Source organism: Brevibacillus sp. DP1.3A, assembly GCF_013284245.2.
In the GTDB taxonomy this organism is placed as follows: domain Bacteria; phylum Bacillota; class Bacilli; order Brevibacillales; family Brevibacillaceae; genus Brevibacillus.
Genome location: NZ_CP085876.1, coordinates 5338481 through 5355457 on the forward strand (window position 1 = coordinate 5338481; position 16977 = coordinate 5355457).

Genomic DNA, 16977 nt, shown 5'->3' on the forward strand with positions numbered 1-16977 from the left:
TGATGTAAAGTTTGTATAATCCTTCTAAACTTGTAAAAACAAAAACCGCCAAGCTCCATCGTCCTTGGCGGTTTTTCTTTGTTTTTGTCAATTAGCTTTCGTCTACTTTCATATTGCGTGCGATATATAGAACCGGCGTCGAAGCTGCCGATACGACGAACTTGATCAGGTAGGTAGTCAACAGGATTTGCCACCATACGTCCATCGGGAATTCACCCAAAAAGGCAATCGTACAAAAGGTAACGGAGTCAAGCAACTGACTGAAGAGCGTGCTTCCATTATTGCGAATCCAGAGCTGATTTCGGCCTGGACATTTTTTCTTCAACCACGAATAGATTTTCACGTCGACAAATTGACTGACAAAATACGCACACAAGCTCCCCAATGCCACTCTTGGCATTAAGCCAAAAATCGTCTCTAAGGAACCTTGGGCAATATCTGTTTCCTGTGGTTCAAACACCAGCACGAGCTGCATGATGATCGTTGCCGCAATTAAGGTAAAGAAGCCAAACCATACAGCTTTTTTCGCTTCTCTTTCCCCATACTTCTCGTTCAATAGATCGCTTACCAAATAAATAGAAGCATAAATCGTATTGCCGAGCGTCATGACCAGACCGAACATCTCGATTGTTTTGACCACCTGAATGTTGGCTAACACGGTTGCCATCCCGATCCACGCGTACAGTCCCATTCTGCCGAACAATCGGTAGCAGAGCAGGAACAGCCCGAAGTTCACCAGAGCAAAAAGCACTCCGATCCAAAAATTAAACATATGATTTCCTCCTAGTTTTGATAACGCGGGAGTTTACGAACCGCGGCCCGTTTTGAGCATTCAATCATTTTACTTGCATTCTCTTATTTTATCAACAATGAAAAGCCAGAGAATCACGGTTCGTCAACGGCACGTAAAGACAAGGCGCAAGCAAAAAAGCCATCACTAAGGGCGATGGTCTTATCAATGGGTAATAGTAGAGACCAGTATCACAATGCATACTTGAAGCTTCTTATAGAAAGATACTTACGAGCTTCTGAGCCGTTCTACGCGCATGATGAACTGTTTCGTGATTTCCCTCGATCATTGCAGTAACAATGCTGCCTTCTATCAAAAGATACAACGCATTGGTTAGTTCTTCTTCCTCCCGTACTCCAGCTTCTTGAACAAGTTTTTTGATAAAATTTTTTAATAGTGATTTATGCCTTAAAGATACTTGATGAAACGAATGAGTAGGTTCATTAAATTCTGCAGCCGTATTTATGAAGGAACACCCACGAAAGTCAGATTGCAAGAACCACTCTTCTAATGTATCAAATAGAGCAACCAAACGCTCCGACGGGGTAACTTCCTTCTTATAAACTGTAGTTTCGAACCAGTTTCTCCAAAGGGAGTCTCTTGTCTCAAGATAAGCTATCACCAAATGCTCTTTAGTAGGAAAGTTATTATACAGCGTCATTTTGGCTACTCCGGATTCTGCTACAACTTGATCGACCCCCGTAGCAGTAATTCCTTGTTTATAAAACAAGGATGAGGCAACATCCAGTATTTGCTCTTTTTTTCTTTGTCTCATGCCTTCTCCTCCTCTATTAATGAGCACGAAGGTTGGCGATTAATTTCCCAATATTTTTGATCGTTGCAAAGTGCATTGCCTCATGGTATAGGGAAAAGCCAAGTAATTGCTCAACTGTTGTGAAAGAAAGTCCAGTAGATGATTTATAGGAAGGCTCTACCGCTTCTTTCAAATTGTTCGAAAGTGTCGATTCGATCCTTAGCATTTGCGCCGTCAATAGTTCAATCAACGCTAACAATGCTGGAGGTTTTAGATCCCAGTTAGAAGGCTGAGTTCCTGGATCAAATAAAGTCTTGAAATTTGAGGGCATTTGAACTTCTTTTCCAGAAAGTTGAAAAGCGAATTTTTCTTGAACGACATATATGTGTCCCAAATTCCATTTTATGCTATTTTTCAACCCAATCCTTCTGTCTCCACGCCATTACTATACAGACAAGTATATATAATTTCAAATTTAATTTTTCGGCTTTTTTTCTGCGAATAACGTTATTTTATCTCGATAATTGGGTTCCTTATAACGATCTCCATTAAATTCAGTTCTCCACTATCTACTGCCTCTGTAAGAGCTTGAGGAAACTCCTCTGTATTTGTAACACGCCTGTATGCAACTCCAAAGCTTTGGGCAAAAAGGTTAAAATCCGGATTGGTAAAAGAAATCTGTGTAACCGCTATATTGGCATTGCATTGGTGCTTCTCTATTAAGCTATACCGCTGGTCATTAAAGATGATGATAGTAAAGCTCAGACCCAAGCGCTTTGCGGTCTCGAGCTCCTGAGCATTCATGAGAAAGCCACCGTCTCCCGTTATGATAACAACAGGACAGTTTGGCTTGACCAAGCAGCTTGCCAAAGCGCCAGGCAGCGATGCTCCCATTGATGCAAGACCGTTGAAAATAATCGTTTGCCCTGGAAGTTTTGGCTGGTACCAGAATGATACCCAGATCTTATGCAAGCCGACATCAGAAATCACGATGCTTTCCTTCGGTAGCTTTTTGCTTAAGGTCCACATCACCTTGTGAGGCAGATCCTGTTCTGATGGGATGGCCCGCAACTTCTTCATTCTACGTACACGAATCTTCTCATAGTCTACAGGTTCGGGTCTCCGATTTAACAGGTTTGATAATGCCTTAATCGTTTCTCGCAAATCACCCACAAGGTCCAATTCAACGGGAAAATGAGCATCAGTTTCAGCGTAGGTGGTATGAATACTCAGTACTTTACGCGATTTATCCTCGTTCCAGAATTTCGAATCAAATTCAACAAAATCAAATCCAATAGCGATGACCAAATCTGCTTCATGCAGAGGAAGCAAACCATCAGGATCGAAACTACCGCCGACTGTGAACAGATTCAGCGGGTGATCGAAAGGCAGAAAACCTTTGGCCATAAAAGTATTGACCAATGGCAAATTCGCTTTCTCTACTAATTGTCGAATTTCTTTCCAAGCTCGACTACGAACCGCACCGTTGCCTACAAGGATGATTGGTCTCTTTGCCTCCATGATTAATTGTGCGGCTGTGTGCAGCGATGACTTGTCGGGACAAACTTTTGCTTTTCTTCCAATGGGAAGTGGTGAGCCGACTACCGTATCCCGAGCAACATCTACAGGCAGCTGCAGATGCACAGCGCCAAAACTGTCGGTTGTTGCCAGAGCAAACGCCTTACGGATGATCTCTGGAATTGTGTGCGCGGATGCAATCTGCTGATTGTATTTTGTAATTCCTTTGTATAATTGTATCGTATCTATATTTTGATGTGATTCTTTGTGCAGCTGGCTACGATCTGTCTGACCGGTAATGGCAATCAATGGCGAGCGGTCCAAGTGAGCATTAGCCACACCTGTAATCAGATTCGTCGCGCCAGGCCCCAACGTAGCGAGACACACGCCGGGTTTTCCCGTGAGTCGACCATACACATCTGCCATAAAGGCTGCCCCTTGTTCGTGCCGCGTAACTACAAATTGAATCGATGACCGAGATAAGGAGTCGATAAGATCAATAGTCTCTTCACCCGGGATGCCGAAAATGTACTCAACTCCCTCAGCCTCCAGACATTGCACCACAAGGTCGCTCGCTTTCATATGGCTCCTCCATTATTAGTCTTTTGGTGGATTACATCTATTTTTCGTATGCAAAGTTCAATTTTATTCATTTGTTGATCCAACTGGAGTATACGTGTCATTCATGATCTGTAAAAATCTTTGAACAGACCCGCAAGAGAGCCAGTTTTTCAAAGGGGCCATCCCACGGGTCACCGTTCAGCTGTTATTGCACGCCGCTTTCCAATTCCTTTATTCGCTCACCTAAAAATCGCTTAATTAACGCTACGCTGATTTCCAAATCTTCTTCCAAAGGAAAATGACCCGTATTGAGCAGATGAACCTCAACATCTTTTAAGTCCTTTTGGTAAGCCAACGCCCCATCCGGACCAAAGAACATATCATTTTTTCCCCAAGCAACCAATGTCGGAGGCTGGTAGGTCCGGAAATACTCATGCCAACTCGGATATTGTTTCAAATTGTTTTGATAATCATAGAGCAGGGCAAGCTGGATCTCGCTATTCCCAGGTCGCTCCAGCACATATTGGTCCAAATTCCAACTGTCTGGGCTGATTTTTTCCGGGTTGCGTGTCCCGTTTACATACTGATGTTTTGTGAACTCTGGTTTCAGCAGACCTAAAACATTGTTGATAGAGGCATCATCAGCCGGATTTTCCCAATACGTCCGTACGGGAGCCCACGAAGATAGCAAGCCTTCTTCGTATGCATTTCCGTTTTGAGAGATAATGGCTTGGACTCGTTCTGGATGTTTGACAGCCAATCTGAATCCGACTGGCGCCCCATAATCGTGGACATAAATGCTGTATTTCTTCAATTGGAGCTGCTCGACAAATGCATCCATAACATCGGCCAAATTGTCGAAGGTATAGGCAAATTCGGCCGTAGAAGGCTGATCACTGTTACCGAAACCAGGATAGTCAGGTGCAATGATATGGTATTCATCAGAGAGCTCGGCAATTAAGTTGCGGTACATGTGAGAAGAAGATGGAAACCCATGGAGCAACAAAATGGTCGGGTTCTCTTGATTCCCAGCCTCCCGATAAAAAATGGCGAGACCGTCCACACATTCTGTTTTGTAATATACTGTCATCGTTTTCACCTCATTTCCGTGGTTTTGGAACACGCTGCTATTTCCCGATGGTTATTTGTAACGCCGATCATTTTCGTTAATCGGATAATCGTTTCCACTCATATCCCGTCTTCTCATAAGACCGTCTTCATCATATTCCCAAAGCTCATTCCCATGGCATCTCATCCATTGACCAGTTTCTGCATCACGGTACTCATACTCAAAACGAACCGCAATCCGGTTGTCCGTGTAGCACCAAAGCTCTTTCATGAGTTTATAGTCCTGCTCCCTTGCCCATTTCTTCGTCAAAAAAGCTTTAATATTCTCGCGACCTGTAAAAAACTCTGTGCGGTTGCGCCAGTTGGAGTCAACGGTATACCCTAGTGACACGCGTTCCGGATCGCGAGAGTTCCAAGCATCTTCGGCAAATTTTACTTTTGCCAACGCGGATTCAAGTGTGAACGGTGGTCGAATGTCTTTACTCATTTTTTATCATCCTTTTTATTTTTTATAGTTCAAACCATTATTTGAATTTACGATCCGCCTCTTTGATAGGAAAATCATTCCCCGTCATATCCCGTCTCTTCATGAGACCATCCTCGGCAAACTCCCAGTATTCATTTCCATGGCATCGCATCCACTGACCTGTATTTGCATCACGATATTCGTACTCAAAACGCACTGCAATCCGATTGTCCGTGTAGCACCAAAGTTCCTTCTTAAGTTTGTAGTCCAGCTCTCTAGCCCACTTATTTGTCAAAAACGTCTTGATAGCCTCTCGGCCGGTAAAGAATTCTGTGCGATTATGCCAATTGGAATCAACGGAGTATCCCAAAGATACCCGCTCCGGATTGCGAGAATTCCAAGCATCCTCAGCAAACTGCACTTTTGCCAATGCAGACTCCTTTGTAAACGGTGGTCGAATGTCCTTGCTCATGGTAGATCTCCCCTTCGTTTGTTGAATGTTGGTGGAGGCGCATCCGCTCTCCTTGAATTTTAGTATACAGACAGGTCTGTCTAAAATCAAATAATATTTTCTCGTCCATTAATCCGAGAAGCGAGCAACCTCCTCGCACCCTAGCATTTACCTGTTACTGATTTGTAGGATTTATGTCGATAGTCTGTAACCAATGCATCCACACTATCGTACATAATGAACGTGTAGCAAGGACAAGCACAAGATACAGCACACTACACATTACATCATGATCAGTCAGCAAGACTGGGGAGGAGATTCATCACATGAAACACATGAAACACTTGAACAAACTCGTAACAGGAACTGTACTTACTTCCGTACTTTTCACTGGAGGGTATGCAATTACAGCAGATGCAAGCAACACAACTGCTACAACAAAAGGCTTGCAAGAGATTACGAAAAAAACAGCAGACGTAACGGGTGACAAGACCGCAGACACAGTCGTTCTGTACGGGAATAAAGAGAAAAACAGCCCATACGTTAAGGACCTCACTATCAAAGTAACAGATGGCAAAACGAAGCAATCTTTTAACATCGACGTGAAGGACAACGGCTACGAGCCGAAGCTCTCCGTTCAAGATTTCACTTACGATAAAAAAGGCGAGATCATGGTTACTGCAAGCACTGGCGGAAGCGGTGGCTACACAACCAATCACATCTACAACATTAAAGATGGAAAAGCGAAAGAGCTCAGCCTGCCAGGTCTGGATAAAAACAAAGCGGGTGTAGTCGGAGCGGACTTCGTAGAACTGAAACCAATCGATCTAAACAAAAATGGTCTCTATGTACTGGAAGGCACAGAGCGTCTGACTGGTGATTACAATGCAGATGTTCGCGGCTACCTCAAATCCAAATGGAAGTGGAACCAAACCAAATGGGAATTGATGAGTGCCAACTTCGAACCAGCTGTAAAACCACTCGAAGTCTATCATGATACTTTCAAAAGCCAAGACTCTGCCTTTGCTTTTAAAGGTCCAAAATCTTGGAACGGCAACATCCTTGTTGAGGAAAAAACTGGCCCAAATGCAGACGAATACTTGCCAGAAGCAAAGAGTGTAACCCGCTTCATCTTCAATGCTGACAAAGCGGAAGATCGTACACCTGTTGTGGTTATCACCGCGTTTGACCTGAATGACTGGAAAAAACTGAACAACCCGGACGAGCCGCCAGTCGGCACCGAAATTGCACGTAACCAAGCAACCAACACGGTTTATGTAGCAAGCTTGCCACAAGATACGGTATTTGATCCAGCAAGCAAAGAAGGGAAGAAATTCATCCCTCTGATGATGTCTCTGGACCAAGTAAAACAAGCGTTTACGCTGGTAAAACGATAATTCATACGCATCTCTCCACGAACAATCCCTTTGCCACTCTCATTGGCAAAGGGATTGTTTTCGTTTTATTGAGTTTTTACGAGGCAAAACCATTCTCTTTTTTCACCTCAGCTTCTCAAGTCTTTTTTGCTTCTCCTCTTTTTCAGCTGGATCCAGGTACTCGAAAAGACCAATGCGATTCCCCCATGGATCGGCAAACGTCCCCCACTTGACCGGCACTTCTTCGCGTTGGAAAATCTCAAACCGCTCGATTTGAAGCTCGTTGATCAGTCTTTCTCTTTCCGACTCGATATCAACCACAGCAAATCGCACGGGACCGCTTCCTTCCGCTGGTGTCCCCTCTGCCAGCTGCAGCCAACACCCAGGCAGTACTTCCCACTCAGCAAATCCTTCATGTGGAACAAAATCCGGCTCTCTTTGCAAAAAGCTCTGGTACCAGGCATGTCCTTTGGTGAAATTAGAAGTACGCAATTGAAACGTCATCTCATGGATCATGGAAAGGCCTCCTGTTCTCTGAAATTTCCATCCATTATTTCACAATCCTTGCACCACTTTCTAGAGAACAGAACAAAAAAACCCCCGACTCAAGTCGAGGGAAAACTACTCTTTTATGTGAATATCGGCAGCATGAGATTCAGCAAGAACAATCCGGCGATGACGTACATGAGCGCAGGCACTTCGCGACGTTTGCCCAATGCGAGCTTCATAAGCGGATACGCCACGAATCCAAACGCAATTCCATCTACAATGCTGTAGGACAACGGGATAATCGCGATGATCAAAAAGGCAGGGAAGCCTTCCGAGAAGTCCTTCAGATTGATATTCTGTACATTTTGCAGCATCAGTGCGCCAATGATGATGAGCACTGGGGCAATAGCTCCATCCGGAATCATTTTGATGACAGGAAGCAAACCGAGCGAGAGCAGGAACAAGGTACCTGTTACAAGTGCGGTCAGTCCCGTCCTTCCTCCTGCTGCGATTCCTGCCGCGGTCTCCACCGTCGAAACTGTCGGACTGGTTCCCAAAATGCCAGAGATGGCAGCCGACAACGCATTTGCTTGCAGCGAGCGGCCGAACTTCTCCGGCTGTCCAAGCATCGAGGTATGTCCATGAATCAAGCCAATATTTTCAAAGACGATGACCATCGCCAATGAGAAGGTCGCGATCCAAAATGGCAACGCCCAAATGGCAGAAAAGGAAAGACCCGCAAATACGCTTCCATAATCCGCAAACGAAAACGATCCTCCTCCTCCTGGCTCGACAATCCCGAACAAAAAGCCAAGTCCTGTACCAACCGTAATTCCGATCAAGAAGTTGCCCGGCACATTGCGAACAAACAAAATCAACGTAACAATCAAAGTAATCAGCATGACGATCACATGCGGGCTGGACAAGTCACCCAGCGCTACAAATGTAGACGGATTCATGACGATCAGCCCGCCTTTTTGCAGACCGATGAAGGTCAAGAACAACCCAATCCCTACGGTAATCGCTTCTTTTAGCGAAGCGGGAATCGCATTGGACAATATCGTCGCAGCCTTGGTAAAGGCAATCACAGTAAAGATCAGACCCGAAACAAAAACTGCAGCTAATGCTTCCTGCCAAGTGAGGCCCATCGATTGGCATAACGTGAACGTAAACAGGGCGTTGATCCCCATTCCGGGAACCAGAATAATCGGAGCATTTGCCCAAAAGGCCATAAGAAGTGACCCGATAAATGCCGTCAATACAGTCGCCAGAATGCCTGCTTCCATCGGTATTCCAGCATCATTTAAAATCGAAGCGTTTACGGCAACAATGTAGACAATGGTGACAAAGCCAATAAATCCGGCGATGAGTTCCCTTTGAAACGTCGTGTCGTAAGCGCGCAAGTGAAATAGCTTTTCCATCCACGTACGCACGGATTTCCCCTTCTTTCCTTTATGTCTATTCCATGAAGTGAAGATTCACAGGAAACATGCTATCATAGCTTCATCAATATGAAAAATATCCATAAAATCTAATTTTCATATCATTTTCATATGGAACCATTCTCGTAAGGAAAGAAGGCATTGTGTGTGGATATTCGGCAACTGCGTTACTTTATCGCCATAGCAGAGGAAGGTCAAATAACGGGGGCGGCTAAAAGACTGAACATGGCCCAGCCACCTTTGAGTCAGCAGCTGAAGCAAATGGAGGAGGAGCTCGGGGTCATGCTCATTGAGCGCTCAGGAAAACAAATGATCCTGACAGAAGCAGGCGTCACTCTCTATAAACAGGCGCTCAATATCGTTCATCAAATGGAGGAAGCTCTCTCCGAGGTCAAAGAAACAGGCGAAGGCATTCGGGGGACGTTGTCCATCGGTGTCAGTGCACTGTCGGCCTACCGCCTGCCAGAACAAATTCGTGTGTTTCAGCAAAAGTATCCGCTCATTACGTATAAAATCTGGAAAGGCGATACGCAGCTCCTCAATCAGTGGCTGGAGCGCAGAACCATAGAAGTCGCTATCGTACGCCTTCCCCACTCGTTGAACAACTGCACCATGATTCCGTTGGAGGAAGAGGATTTTGTGCTCATCGTTCCTGCCACCTCCCCCTATGCCGATCGTAAGGAAATCGAAATGCGCGAGATCGCGGAGCTTCCGCTCATTATGCCGAGCACGCCAGGATTGGGCATCTACGACTTGATTATCAAAGAGTTCTCCCGTCTAGGCGTGGAACCGCACGTCATCTGCGAGTGCCCGGACATCTCTCTCATCGTCAGCATGGTCGCCTCCTCGGTCGGTTCCTCCATCGTCCCCATCTCGGCATGGGAGACTCATCAGAGCGAACAAATTCGCGGGATTCGCCTCTCCGGAACTTCCATTTATTCTTCCGCTGCTGTCGTTTGGCAGTCTGGACGCCATCTGTCCAAAGCAGCGAATCGGTTTATCGAGACGTTTTCATCGTAACTCCATTCAGGGGCGGTCACATCCGGAATAATCTTGGAAATCCCGCGGGATGATAAACTATTACCATTTCTTGTAGATTCCCGGGAGGATAAAGATGACTTTCCTGATATCCTTGGTCATTGTATTTGTCATTGTGCTGTTCGGCGCGATTACTCCTGAGCTTTTCGCCTCTGCGGCTTCCCATGTACTGAAAGTGACCACAACGAATTTTGGCTGGTTTTATTTAATCGTGACTTTCGGTTTTCTGATCTTTTGCATCTTCCTTGCCTTTAGCAGATACGGACAAATCCCTTTGGGGAACGACGATGACGAGCCGGAATATTCACTGCCTACCTGGTTTGCCATGTTGTTTTCTGCTGGGATGGGGATTGGTCTTGTCTTTTGGGGAGTGGCGGAGCCCGTCTCTCATTACTTCTCTCCACCAGCAGGTGTGGCTGGACAAACGACCGAAGCCGCACAAACTGCTCTGCGGTATGCGTTTTTTCACTGGGGGCTGCATCCTTGGGGGATCTATGCTCTCATCGCTCTCGCTCTCGCGTATTTTCAATTTCGCAAAGGGGCGAAGGGCTTGATCTCCTCCACCTTTGGCCCACTGCTTGGTGAACGCATACACGGACCGATCGGAAAAGGGATCGATATTCTCGCTGTCATCGCCACGGCATTCGGTGTCGCAACCTCACTTGGCCTCGGAACTCTACAAATAAACGGAGGATTGTCTCACCTCTTTGGATTGCCGTCCAACACCACCGTGCAAATCGTGATCATTTCCATTATTACGGTACTATTTCTACTCTCGGCTACGACAGGACTGGATCGGGGAATCAAGTATTTAAGCAATACGAATCTGGTATTGGCCTTGTTGCTCCTCCTGCTGACGCTCGTATTGGGACCAACCTCGTTTATTTTTGACGCCTTCACCAGCACGCTGGGCAGTTATTTGAACAATCTCATCTCGATGAGCTTGCGGCTGACCCCTTTTACACAAGGGACATGGGTAGCCAACTGGACGCTGTTTTACTGGTCGTGGTGGATTGCCTGGGCGCCGTTCGTCGGCATGTTTATCGCACGCGTCTCCAAAGGTCGCACGATCAAGGAATTCGTCATTTGCGTGATGCTCGTTCCGAGTTTGTTGAGCTTCATTTGGTTTTCGGTGTTTGGCGGGACGGCGCTTCATCTCGAGATTTTTGATCAAGCAGCTATAGGGGCAGCAGTACAACGTGACATCTCGACTGCTTTGTTCCTCGCACTTGAGCAGTTGCCCATGGGATACATCCTCGCTGTCGTTGCGATTCTTTTGATCATCACGTTTTTTATCACATCGGCGGATTCAGCTATTTTCGTACTCGGCATGCTGTCTTCTGATGGCAACCTGGACCCGTCGAATCGGGTAAAAATCACCTGGGGCATCCTCCAATCCGCTATCGCGATCGTTCTATTGTTAAGCGGCGGCTTAGAAGGTCTGCAAACAGCCTCTATTGTGGCAGCGCTGCCTTTTACCGTCATCATGGTCCTGATGTGCTTTTCTCTTGTCATGGCATTGCAGGAAGAAGACCGGATTGCGAAAAAGAAACGGAAGGATCAGCAGAAGAAGCTGGAGAGGTTGTTGAAGGAGTTGTAAAAAGGAGGACGCTATCCATCGCGTCCCCCTTTGTTATTCATTGGATACTATTGACTCAGATGTTACCTCAATCCCGTTTCTGCGAAACAGCGCCGCCGTCAGCCCGACACCCGGCATTTTTTTCCCGGAAAAGCTACCATCGTAAACAAAGGAGCTTCCACAGGACGGGCTGTTCTCTTTTAATATGGCGGATGTGGCTCCAACCGTTTTCGCCAGCTTCAGCGCTTGGTTTGCCCCCATCAAAAATTCCTCGGTGACGTCTCGACCAGTGTCGTCTATGATGCGTGCTTTGCCATCCAGAACATCTTCTCCAGTCCCCCCGATGATTTCTGCTGGCGGTCGTGGTGTTGGCAAGCCTCCCAGCTGTTCAGGACAGACGGGGATAGCCTTTCCTTCCCGGAGCAATTGCTCCAGCTCTTGGTCCAAGCATGACTTCTGATCGTAACGGCATTCACAGCCGATCAAACAGGCACTAATCACTTTCATGACAACCGTCCCCCACCTTTTTATCTACAGCTTGCGCAGCTTCACGCTTTGTATCATATGATCCTGCCCCTTGTCCAAAATCAATTGAGCGCGAACACGTGTCGGCAAAATGTTTTGGCGCAGGTTGGCTCCGTTGATCTCCGTCCAAATGCCGGTGGCTACCTCCGTCGCCTCCTCGTCTGACAGACTCGCGTAACGCTTGAAATACGAGGATGGATCGGAGAACGCGGTCTGACGCAACAGCTTGAACCGCTCTACATACCATTTCAGGATGTGCTTCTCTTCCGCGTGCACGTAGATCGTGAAGTCAAAGAAATCAGAAACAATGACCTCGGAAATACGAGCATCGTTTTCGTCACCTCTAGGCGGTTGCAGCACATTCAAGCCTTCGACAATCAAAATGTCAGGCTGTCTGACGGTCTGCCATTCATCTGGTACGATGTCATACACAAGGTGGGAATAAACTGGCGCCTTCACTTCAGGCAAACCCGATTTTACATCGGATAAAAAATTGATAAAGCGGCGCAAGTCATAACTCTCTGGGAATCCCTTGCGCTTCATGATTCCTCTATCTTCTAGAACCTTGTTCGGATACAGGAATCCATCTGTCGTTACCAAATCGACCTTCGGATGATTCGGCCAGCGGGACAACAGCGTCTGCAAAATGCGAGCCGTTGTGCTTTTGCCTACAGCCACACTACCTGCGATACCGATAATGAATGGAACCTTGCCATCCTGGTTCCCTAAAAAAGTGTGAGTCGCCTGGTACAGCTCCTGCGTGCCCCCGACGTACAAATTCAGCAGACGGGACAACGGTAGGTAAATGTCGGAGACTTCCGTCATGGACATTTTCTCGTTCAAGCCCTGCAAAAGGGAAAGCTCGTTATCAGATATGGTCAACGGCGTGGAAGCCCGCAGAGCACTCCACTGCTCGCGATTAAATGTAACATAGGGTGATGCCATGGGAATGTACATCCTTTCCATCATGAAAGTGCTTTCTTTATTTCACACAAGGTTAGTTTACACCAGCATGTCTCTCTTGGGAACAAGGGGGTTGTCCCAAATCAGACCAGCCCTGCACTTTTGCCTTCATGAGCACATAGGAAAAAAGCTGATACCCCATGGCATCAGCTTTGCTTGTAAAAGAATTTCTCGTTATTTTCCCAAGTGGGCTTGCAGCATCCACACATGCTTTTGCAAGCTGTCCATGATCCCCAAGAACATATCGCCAGTCGCTTCATCGTCCTCTGCTTCCGCGGCTGTAATTCCCTCTTGGAGCTCCTTGATCAGGAGTGTAAAATCGCTCACGACTGCCTCTACCATTTGATCCGCAGACTCTCCACCTGTGGCTTCCTTTATGGAAGCCTGCTCCATACAAGCCTTCAACGTCGAAACAGGCTTGCCTCCAACCGTTAACAGCCGCTCCGCCAGCTCATCCACATTTTTGGCTGCCTCGTTATATAGCTCCTCGAATTTTTCATGCAGGGTAAAAAAATTCGGGCCTTTGACAAACCAATGATAATGATGCAGCTTCATATACAACACAGACCAGTTGGCAACCTGTTTATTAAGTACGTCGGTCACGGGCCGACTCATTGTCATACTCATCCGGGCGCTCCACCTCTCATGGTATAAATCGTTTGTAGTATGTGGTGAATCGGTCGTTTCTATTCTTTTCATGTACAGAGCGCATCTACAAGATCCTTTAGCCTATCTTCATAATGCTCTCCGTATTTTAGCAACTCAATAAATGAAGCAACTTAGCCATGTATTTTCACAAGAAAATCCTCTAATACTCTCCTAGTCGCAACGCCAGCTCTGGGAAGTAATTCATTTACACGAACGAGTATGGCAGGATTGTCACGTATCATTTGTTTCCCTTCTAGAGTCGTATAGCTTCTCAACGTATCTACACAGATCACGAAAAGTTCTTCATCACCCGTATCCAGCAACGATAGTAGAATATTCAGCTCATGCTCGTTACAACAACTATCCAAACAGTACGCAAGTTTTCGCTGCCATTCTAACGGTTTCATCAGCATATGACTGGACAGGTCTTCCCAATCCTTTTGACTGAACTTCACTAGCATGTCAGACGCTATTATGCAGCCATAGTCATACCAATAATCAACGGTATTTTGGCAGCCTGTTATGAAAACATCTAATTCTTTGTACATGCTGGTCACCTCCATTCAATATTCAAGTTTGTCACTCCAAAATGTAAAGCCTCCTGTATCTGTGCCAAAGCCAATCCCTTGAACAACTAGGACCTAGAATGAAATCTGTGTCTTTTTCACGTAAAAAACCACAAATTACTCATTTCCCTTTTTTCTGTCAATCATACGATATTTCGAGATTGAAAAAAGGAGGATTACTATGGCGAATAAAGCGAAAGCAAAGGTTAGCCCACAATTCAAAAGGCTCTGTACCCGATTTGGAAGAATATTAGGGGGCGAGTCGGAAATTGAGAGTGGGCCGGTTTGTTTTGTCATGCGGCTTGCAAATCTTCGAGAAACAATCTTGGGAAGACGAACGCTTTCCCCTTTAGTTCGAGCTCAAATGTTTTCGTTTGAATCCCTTGATAGGTCGGGTCGTGCCCTTTGTTTGGGCGAGACTGCCGTTCACCAAAATCAGGTGAACCGCTTGATGTCGAATCTCCGCAAACGTGGGATTAAAGTGACGGCACTTCACAACCACTGGCTAAAAGAAAACCCGCGCTTAATGTATATGCATTGGGAAGCGATAGAAAATCCGATCGTATTCGCCAGGAAAACCAAAGAGTCCATCGCATTCCTGGGTTAACATGGTGGAGCCATGAAGTTTTCATTTCATCATAATCGAAAGGATGACGGATATGGGCAAAGTAAAGGCAAAAGCAAAGGCAAGTCCCCAGTTTAGAAGACTGTGTAACCGATTTTCTGCCATTTTAGGTGGAACAGAGCATGAAATTACGAGAGGTCCCGTTTGTTTCGTCTCCAGAAATAGAATATTCAATGCGTCCATATTAGGCAGAAGAACCACATCCCCATTGGTCCGTTATCAACTGTTCTCGTTCGAATCCTTGAACAGTTCAGGACGTGCACTTTGTTTAGGGGAAACGGCTCTCTTCCAAAACCAAGTAAACCGTTTGCTGTCAAACCTTCGCAAAAACGGGATAAAAGTTACAGCAGTCCATAATCACTGGCTCTTTGAAAACCCGCGTCTTATGTATATTCATTGGGAGTCGATTGATAATCCCATTGCATTCGCCAGGAAAGTGAAGCGTTCTATTGCCTTTTTGGGTTAATCAACCAATAACAGAATACAGCGGCAGCTAAAGACGTGGTGTTATCGACTTTGTTTTAGGTCTTAGGTAGCCGCTGTTTCATTTATTAAGGATATAAAAAAAGCTCATTCCGTCTACCACGACAGACGGAACAAGCCTACTTCACTTACTATGCTGTTACAATTTTTTCGGTGTTGGACTTGGCAAACTTTCAAACGTATACCCATTAATCCCGGCAAAATCCATCTTTTTACGCAAATCACTGACAAACTGCGTAAAATAGAGGCCACGATCCATACTGCCCGCATATTTTCTCAACTCGTAATCGTAGGATAATGAATCGTATATGTGCTGTAAATCATCAACGAGCACTTTTTTCATATCCGCTTTTTTAATAGATGGATCGATACTGCATTCGTTCACGAGCGCCTGTAATGTTTCCTTGAGCGCATCATTGTCATAGGACGGGTGGGAGAGTAAAAATTTCAAATCATACAAGTCTTTAAACCTCGGCCTGACAATCGTTTGATGCAGCTTCCAAGCAACCTGGATGGACAGAGGTACAGTGTACGGAACATGAAAGCTTTCTCCAATGGCAGGTTGGTACTCTAGTGGAACCGGGTCTGCATCCATTTCCAAGTTAAACGAAATATCCAGATTAAGCTCATTATAGTCAGACGCTTCCCTTGGTTGACCTTTGAAATAATAGGCAATATCCGTATTGATCGTCGGAAAATCATCTGCCATAGCGTAGTCGATATATCTCCAAAATGCATTCTTTCGAAAACTTCTAAACACGACGCCGTCGTTCAGATCCATTTCGGTTACTTGAATCATCCACTGTGTAAATACTTCATGTGCATGTTCGACGTCCCTGATCTTCCCCGCATACAATAAGTCGATATCATCTGCGTCCCGAATCTCGCGGTTGTCCAAATATTGTCTGGTTAGAAGGCTGCCTTTTAATACAAAGGGCATATTCACTAGAGTAATTCTTCTCAACAGTGCTTCCAAAACAACAAGCTCTCTCGCCTCATATTCCAACTCTGCTACATCATCATATGTAATCATCATGATCCTCCATCTAAAAATTAGGAAATCCAGCCGCTGTCCAGTTCTTCGCGGCTGTCATAAATACATAGTTCATATTGTTCTTTGATTAGCCCAATCTGATTTGCTTGCAAAATGGTATGTATCATTTCTACTCGATCGTAAAACTGTTTTGGGCTCTCATATTCTCGGACGGTGATAAATCTCACTTTTCCATTCGCATTCAAAGAGTTTCTCGAAATATGTCCACCATGACCCTCGCATAAATTTCGTAAGGCGGCGACATCATCGACCGCTACTTTGCCATGCCATTCGAAGTAAGGCTTCGAGTTTAGGATGGGCTGGTGAAAATACGTTTCTTCCTTTGGAGAAATCTCTACTTTTTTTCGGACGATGGTAAAACCGTTGTGTTGAAACGTAGCTGCAATCTTTTCCATCTCTTTATTGGCTTCATGAAAATCTGGTCGTATGATTACTCCTGTTATCATCGGTTGATTGATGTAATTTCCCTGATCCAAGACGATCATGACCGGTTTCACTTGTTGCGATTGGCAGAGATCGATAAAAGCTTCCTTTTCATCAAGTTGTAGATCGTTGAAGGTAACATGAAACTCAAATTCCAT

General features: G+C 45.6%; 20 protein-coding genes. 5 read left to right on the top strand and 15 right to left on the bottom strand.

Annotated features, from left to right (window positions below; translation table 11 throughout):
* Positions 1-91 precede the first annotated feature (91 nt).
* From HP399_RS24405 to HP399_RS24435, 7 genes are all read right to left on the bottom strand, one after another.
* Positions 92-772, bottom strand: coding sequence for a queuosine precursor transporter (locus tag HP399_RS24405; protein ID WP_173620056.1), 681 nt, complete (start codon positions 770-772; stop codon positions 92-94).
* A gap of 232 nt (positions 773-1004) precedes the next feature.
* On the bottom strand, positions 1005-1565 hold the full coding sequence (locus HP399_RS24410; RefSeq protein WP_173620057.1) for a TetR/AcrR family transcriptional regulator: 561 nt from the start codon (positions 1563-1565) through the stop codon (positions 1005-1007).
* A gap of 16 nt (positions 1566-1581) precedes the next feature.
* Positions 1582-1962: a DinB family protein gene (locus tag HP399_RS24415; protein WP_228088338.1), complete on the bottom strand. Its 381-nt coding sequence runs from the start codon at positions 1960-1962 to the stop codon at positions 1582-1584.
* Positions 1963-2051: 89 nt separating this feature from the next.
* Complete coding sequence (locus tag HP399_RS24420) at positions 2052-3644, bottom strand: acetolactate synthase large subunit (RefSeq protein ID WP_173620058.1); 1593 nt, start codon at positions 3642-3644, stop codon at positions 2052-2054.
* Between the two features lie 184 nt (positions 3645-3828).
* Positions 3829-4713: an alpha/beta fold hydrolase gene (locus HP399_RS24425; RefSeq protein ID WP_173620059.1), complete on the bottom strand. Its 885-nt coding sequence runs from the start codon at positions 4711-4713 to the stop codon at positions 3829-3831.
* Positions 4714-4764: 51 nt separating this feature from the next.
* The gene (locus HP399_RS24430; protein WP_017247339.1) at positions 4765-5178 is read right to left on the bottom strand and encodes a nuclear transport factor 2 family protein; all 414 of its coding nucleotides are present in this window, start codon (positions 5176-5178) and stop codon (positions 4765-4767) included.
* A 37-nt stretch (positions 5179-5215) separates the two neighbouring features.
* Positions 5216-5629: a nuclear transport factor 2 family protein gene (locus tag HP399_RS24435; RefSeq protein WP_106839119.1), complete on the bottom strand. Its 414-nt coding sequence runs from the start codon at positions 5627-5629 to the stop codon at positions 5216-5218.
* 305 nt (positions 5630-5934) lie between these two features.
* Here HP399_RS24435 and HP399_RS24440 point away from each other — a divergent pair, with 305 nt between their 5' ends.
* Positions 5935-7005: a hypothetical protein gene (locus HP399_RS24440; RefSeq protein ID WP_173620060.1), complete on the top strand. Its 1071-nt coding sequence runs from the start codon at positions 5935-5937 to the stop codon at positions 7003-7005.
* A gap of 102 nt (positions 7006-7107) precedes the next feature.
* Here HP399_RS24440 and HP399_RS24445 read toward each other — a convergent pair whose 3' ends face one another.
* Together HP399_RS24445 and HP399_RS24450 are read right to left on the bottom strand one after the other, a co-directional pair.
* Positions 7108-7500 (bottom strand): VOC family protein, encoded by a 393-nt coding sequence (locus HP399_RS24445; protein WP_173620061.1) that lies wholly within the window; start codon positions 7498-7500, stop codon positions 7108-7110.
* 113 nt (positions 7501-7613) lie between these two features.
* The gene (locus tag HP399_RS24450; RefSeq protein ID WP_173620062.1) at positions 7614-8906 is read right to left on the bottom strand and encodes an NCS2 family permease; all 1293 of its coding nucleotides are present in this window, start codon (positions 8904-8906) and stop codon (positions 7614-7616) included.
* A 156-nt stretch (positions 8907-9062) separates the two neighbouring features.
* On the opposite strand from HP399_RS24450, the gene HP399_RS24455 reads away from it, so the two are divergent.
* On the top strand, positions 9063-9935 hold the full coding sequence (locus tag HP399_RS24455; RefSeq protein ID WP_007726059.1) for a LysR family transcriptional regulator: 873 nt from the start codon (positions 9063-9065) through the stop codon (positions 9933-9935).
* 94 nt (positions 9936-10029) lie between these two features.
* Entirely contained in the window at positions 10030-11553 is a 1524-nt protein-coding gene (locus HP399_RS24460; RefSeq protein WP_173620063.1) for a glycine betaine uptake BCCT transporter, read from the top strand.
* A gap of 33 nt (positions 11554-11586) precedes the next feature.
* Here the strand turns inward: HP399_RS24460 and HP399_RS24465 are convergent, their stop codons facing one another.
* The 4 genes from HP399_RS24465 to HP399_RS24480 all read right to left on the bottom strand — a co-directional run bounded on the left by HP399_RS24465 (position 11587) and on the right by HP399_RS24480 (position 14216).
* Complete coding sequence (locus HP399_RS24465) at positions 11587-12039, bottom strand: 2-thiouracil desulfurase family protein (protein ID WP_173620064.1); 453 nt, start codon at positions 12037-12039, stop codon at positions 11587-11589.
* A gap of 24 nt (positions 12040-12063) precedes the next feature.
* On the bottom strand, positions 12064-13002 hold the full coding sequence (gene coaA, locus HP399_RS24470) for a type I pantothenate kinase (RefSeq protein WP_228088339.1): 939 nt from the start codon (positions 13000-13002) through the stop codon (positions 12064-12066).
* A 192-nt stretch (positions 13003-13194) separates the two neighbouring features.
* Complete coding sequence (locus HP399_RS24475) at positions 13195-13647, bottom strand: Dps family protein (protein ID WP_173620066.1); 453 nt, start codon at positions 13645-13647, stop codon at positions 13195-13197.
* 152 nt (positions 13648-13799) lie between these two features.
* Complete coding sequence (locus tag HP399_RS24480; protein WP_173620067.1) at positions 13800-14216, bottom strand: hypothetical protein; 417 nt, start codon at positions 14214-14216, stop codon at positions 13800-13802.
* Between the two features lie 199 nt (positions 14217-14415).
* Between HP399_RS24480 and HP399_RS24485 the strand changes: the two genes are divergently transcribed.
* Both HP399_RS24485 and HP399_RS24490 read left to right on the top strand, forming a co-directional pair.
* The gene (locus tag HP399_RS24485; RefSeq protein WP_173620068.1) at positions 14416-14841 is read left to right on the top strand and encodes a DUF1259 domain-containing protein; all 426 of its coding nucleotides are present in this window, start codon (positions 14416-14418) and stop codon (positions 14839-14841) included.
* Between the two features lie 52 nt (positions 14842-14893).
* The gene (locus tag HP399_RS24490) at positions 14894-15325 is read left to right on the top strand and encodes a DUF1259 domain-containing protein (protein ID WP_069846206.1); all 432 of its coding nucleotides are present in this window, start codon (positions 14894-14896) and stop codon (positions 15323-15325) included.
* Positions 15326-15481: 156 nt separating this feature from the next.
* Here the strand turns inward: HP399_RS24490 and HP399_RS24495 are convergent, their stop codons facing one another.
* The gene (locus HP399_RS24495) at positions 15482-16378 is read right to left on the bottom strand and encodes a nucleotidyl transferase AbiEii/AbiGii toxin family protein (RefSeq protein ID WP_228088340.1); all 897 of its coding nucleotides are present in this window, start codon (positions 16376-16378) and stop codon (positions 15482-15484) included.
* Between the two features lie 17 nt (positions 16379-16395).
* Complete coding sequence (locus HP399_RS24500) at positions 16396-16977, bottom strand: hypothetical protein (RefSeq protein WP_173620069.1); 582 nt, start codon at positions 16975-16977, stop codon at positions 16396-16398.

Coding starts and splice junctions, on each gene's coding strand:
- HP399_RS24405 (WP_173620056.1), bottom strand. CDS start 772: ATGTTTAATTTTTGGATCGGAGTGCTTTTTGCTCTGGTGAACTTCGGG.
- HP399_RS24410 (WP_173620057.1), bottom strand. CDS start 1,565: ATGAGACAAAGAAAAAAAGAGCAAATACTGGATGTTGCCTCATCCTTG.
- HP399_RS24420 (WP_173620058.1), bottom strand. CDS start 3,644: ATGAAAGCGAGCGACCTTGTGGTGCAATGTCTGGAGGCTGAGGGAGTT.
- HP399_RS24425 (WP_173620059.1), bottom strand. CDS start 4,713: ATGACAGTATATTACAAAACAGAATGTGTGGACGGTCTCGCCATTTTT.
- HP399_RS24430 (WP_017247339.1), bottom strand. CDS start 5,178: ATGAGTAAAGACATTCGACCACCGTTCACACTTGAATCCGCGTTGGCA.
- HP399_RS24435 (WP_106839119.1), bottom strand. CDS start 5,629: ATGAGCAAGGACATTCGACCACCGTTTACAAAGGAGTCTGCATTGGCA.
- HP399_RS24440 (WP_173620060.1), top strand. CDS start 5,935: ATGAAACACATGAAACACTTGAACAAACTCGTAACAGGAACTGTACTT.
- HP399_RS24445 (WP_173620061.1), bottom strand. CDS start 7,500: ATGATCCATGAGATGACGTTTCAATTGCGTACTTCTAATTTCACCAAA.
- HP399_RS24460 (WP_173620063.1), top strand. CDS start 10,030: ATGACTTTCCTGATATCCTTGGTCATTGTATTTGTCATTGTGCTGTTC.
- HP399_RS24465 (WP_173620064.1), bottom strand. CDS start 12,039: ATGAAAGTGATTAGTGCCTGTTTGATCGGCTGTGAATGCCGTTACGAT.
- coaA (WP_228088339.1), bottom strand. CDS start 13,002: ATGGCATCACCCTATGTTACATTTAATCGCGAGCAGTGGAGTGCTCTG.
- HP399_RS24475 (WP_173620066.1), bottom strand. CDS start 13,647: ATGAGTATGACAATGAGTCGGCCCGTGACCGACGTACTTAATAAACAG.
- HP399_RS24480 (WP_173620067.1), bottom strand. CDS start 14,216: ATGTACAAAGAATTAGATGTTTTCATAACAGGCTGCCAAAATACCGTT.
- HP399_RS24485 (WP_173620068.1), top strand. CDS start 14,416: ATGGCGAATAAAGCGAAAGCAAAGGTTAGCCCACAATTCAAAAGGCTC.
- HP399_RS24490 (WP_069846206.1), top strand. CDS start 14,894: ATGGGCAAAGTAAAGGCAAAAGCAAAGGCAAGTCCCCAGTTTAGAAGA.
- HP399_RS24495 (WP_228088340.1), bottom strand. CDS start 16,378: ATGATGATTACATATGATGATGTAGCAGAGTTGGAATATGAGGCGAGA.
- HP399_RS24500 (WP_173620069.1), bottom strand. CDS start 16,977: ATGGAATTTGAGTTTCATGTTACCTTCAACGATCTACAACTTGATGAA.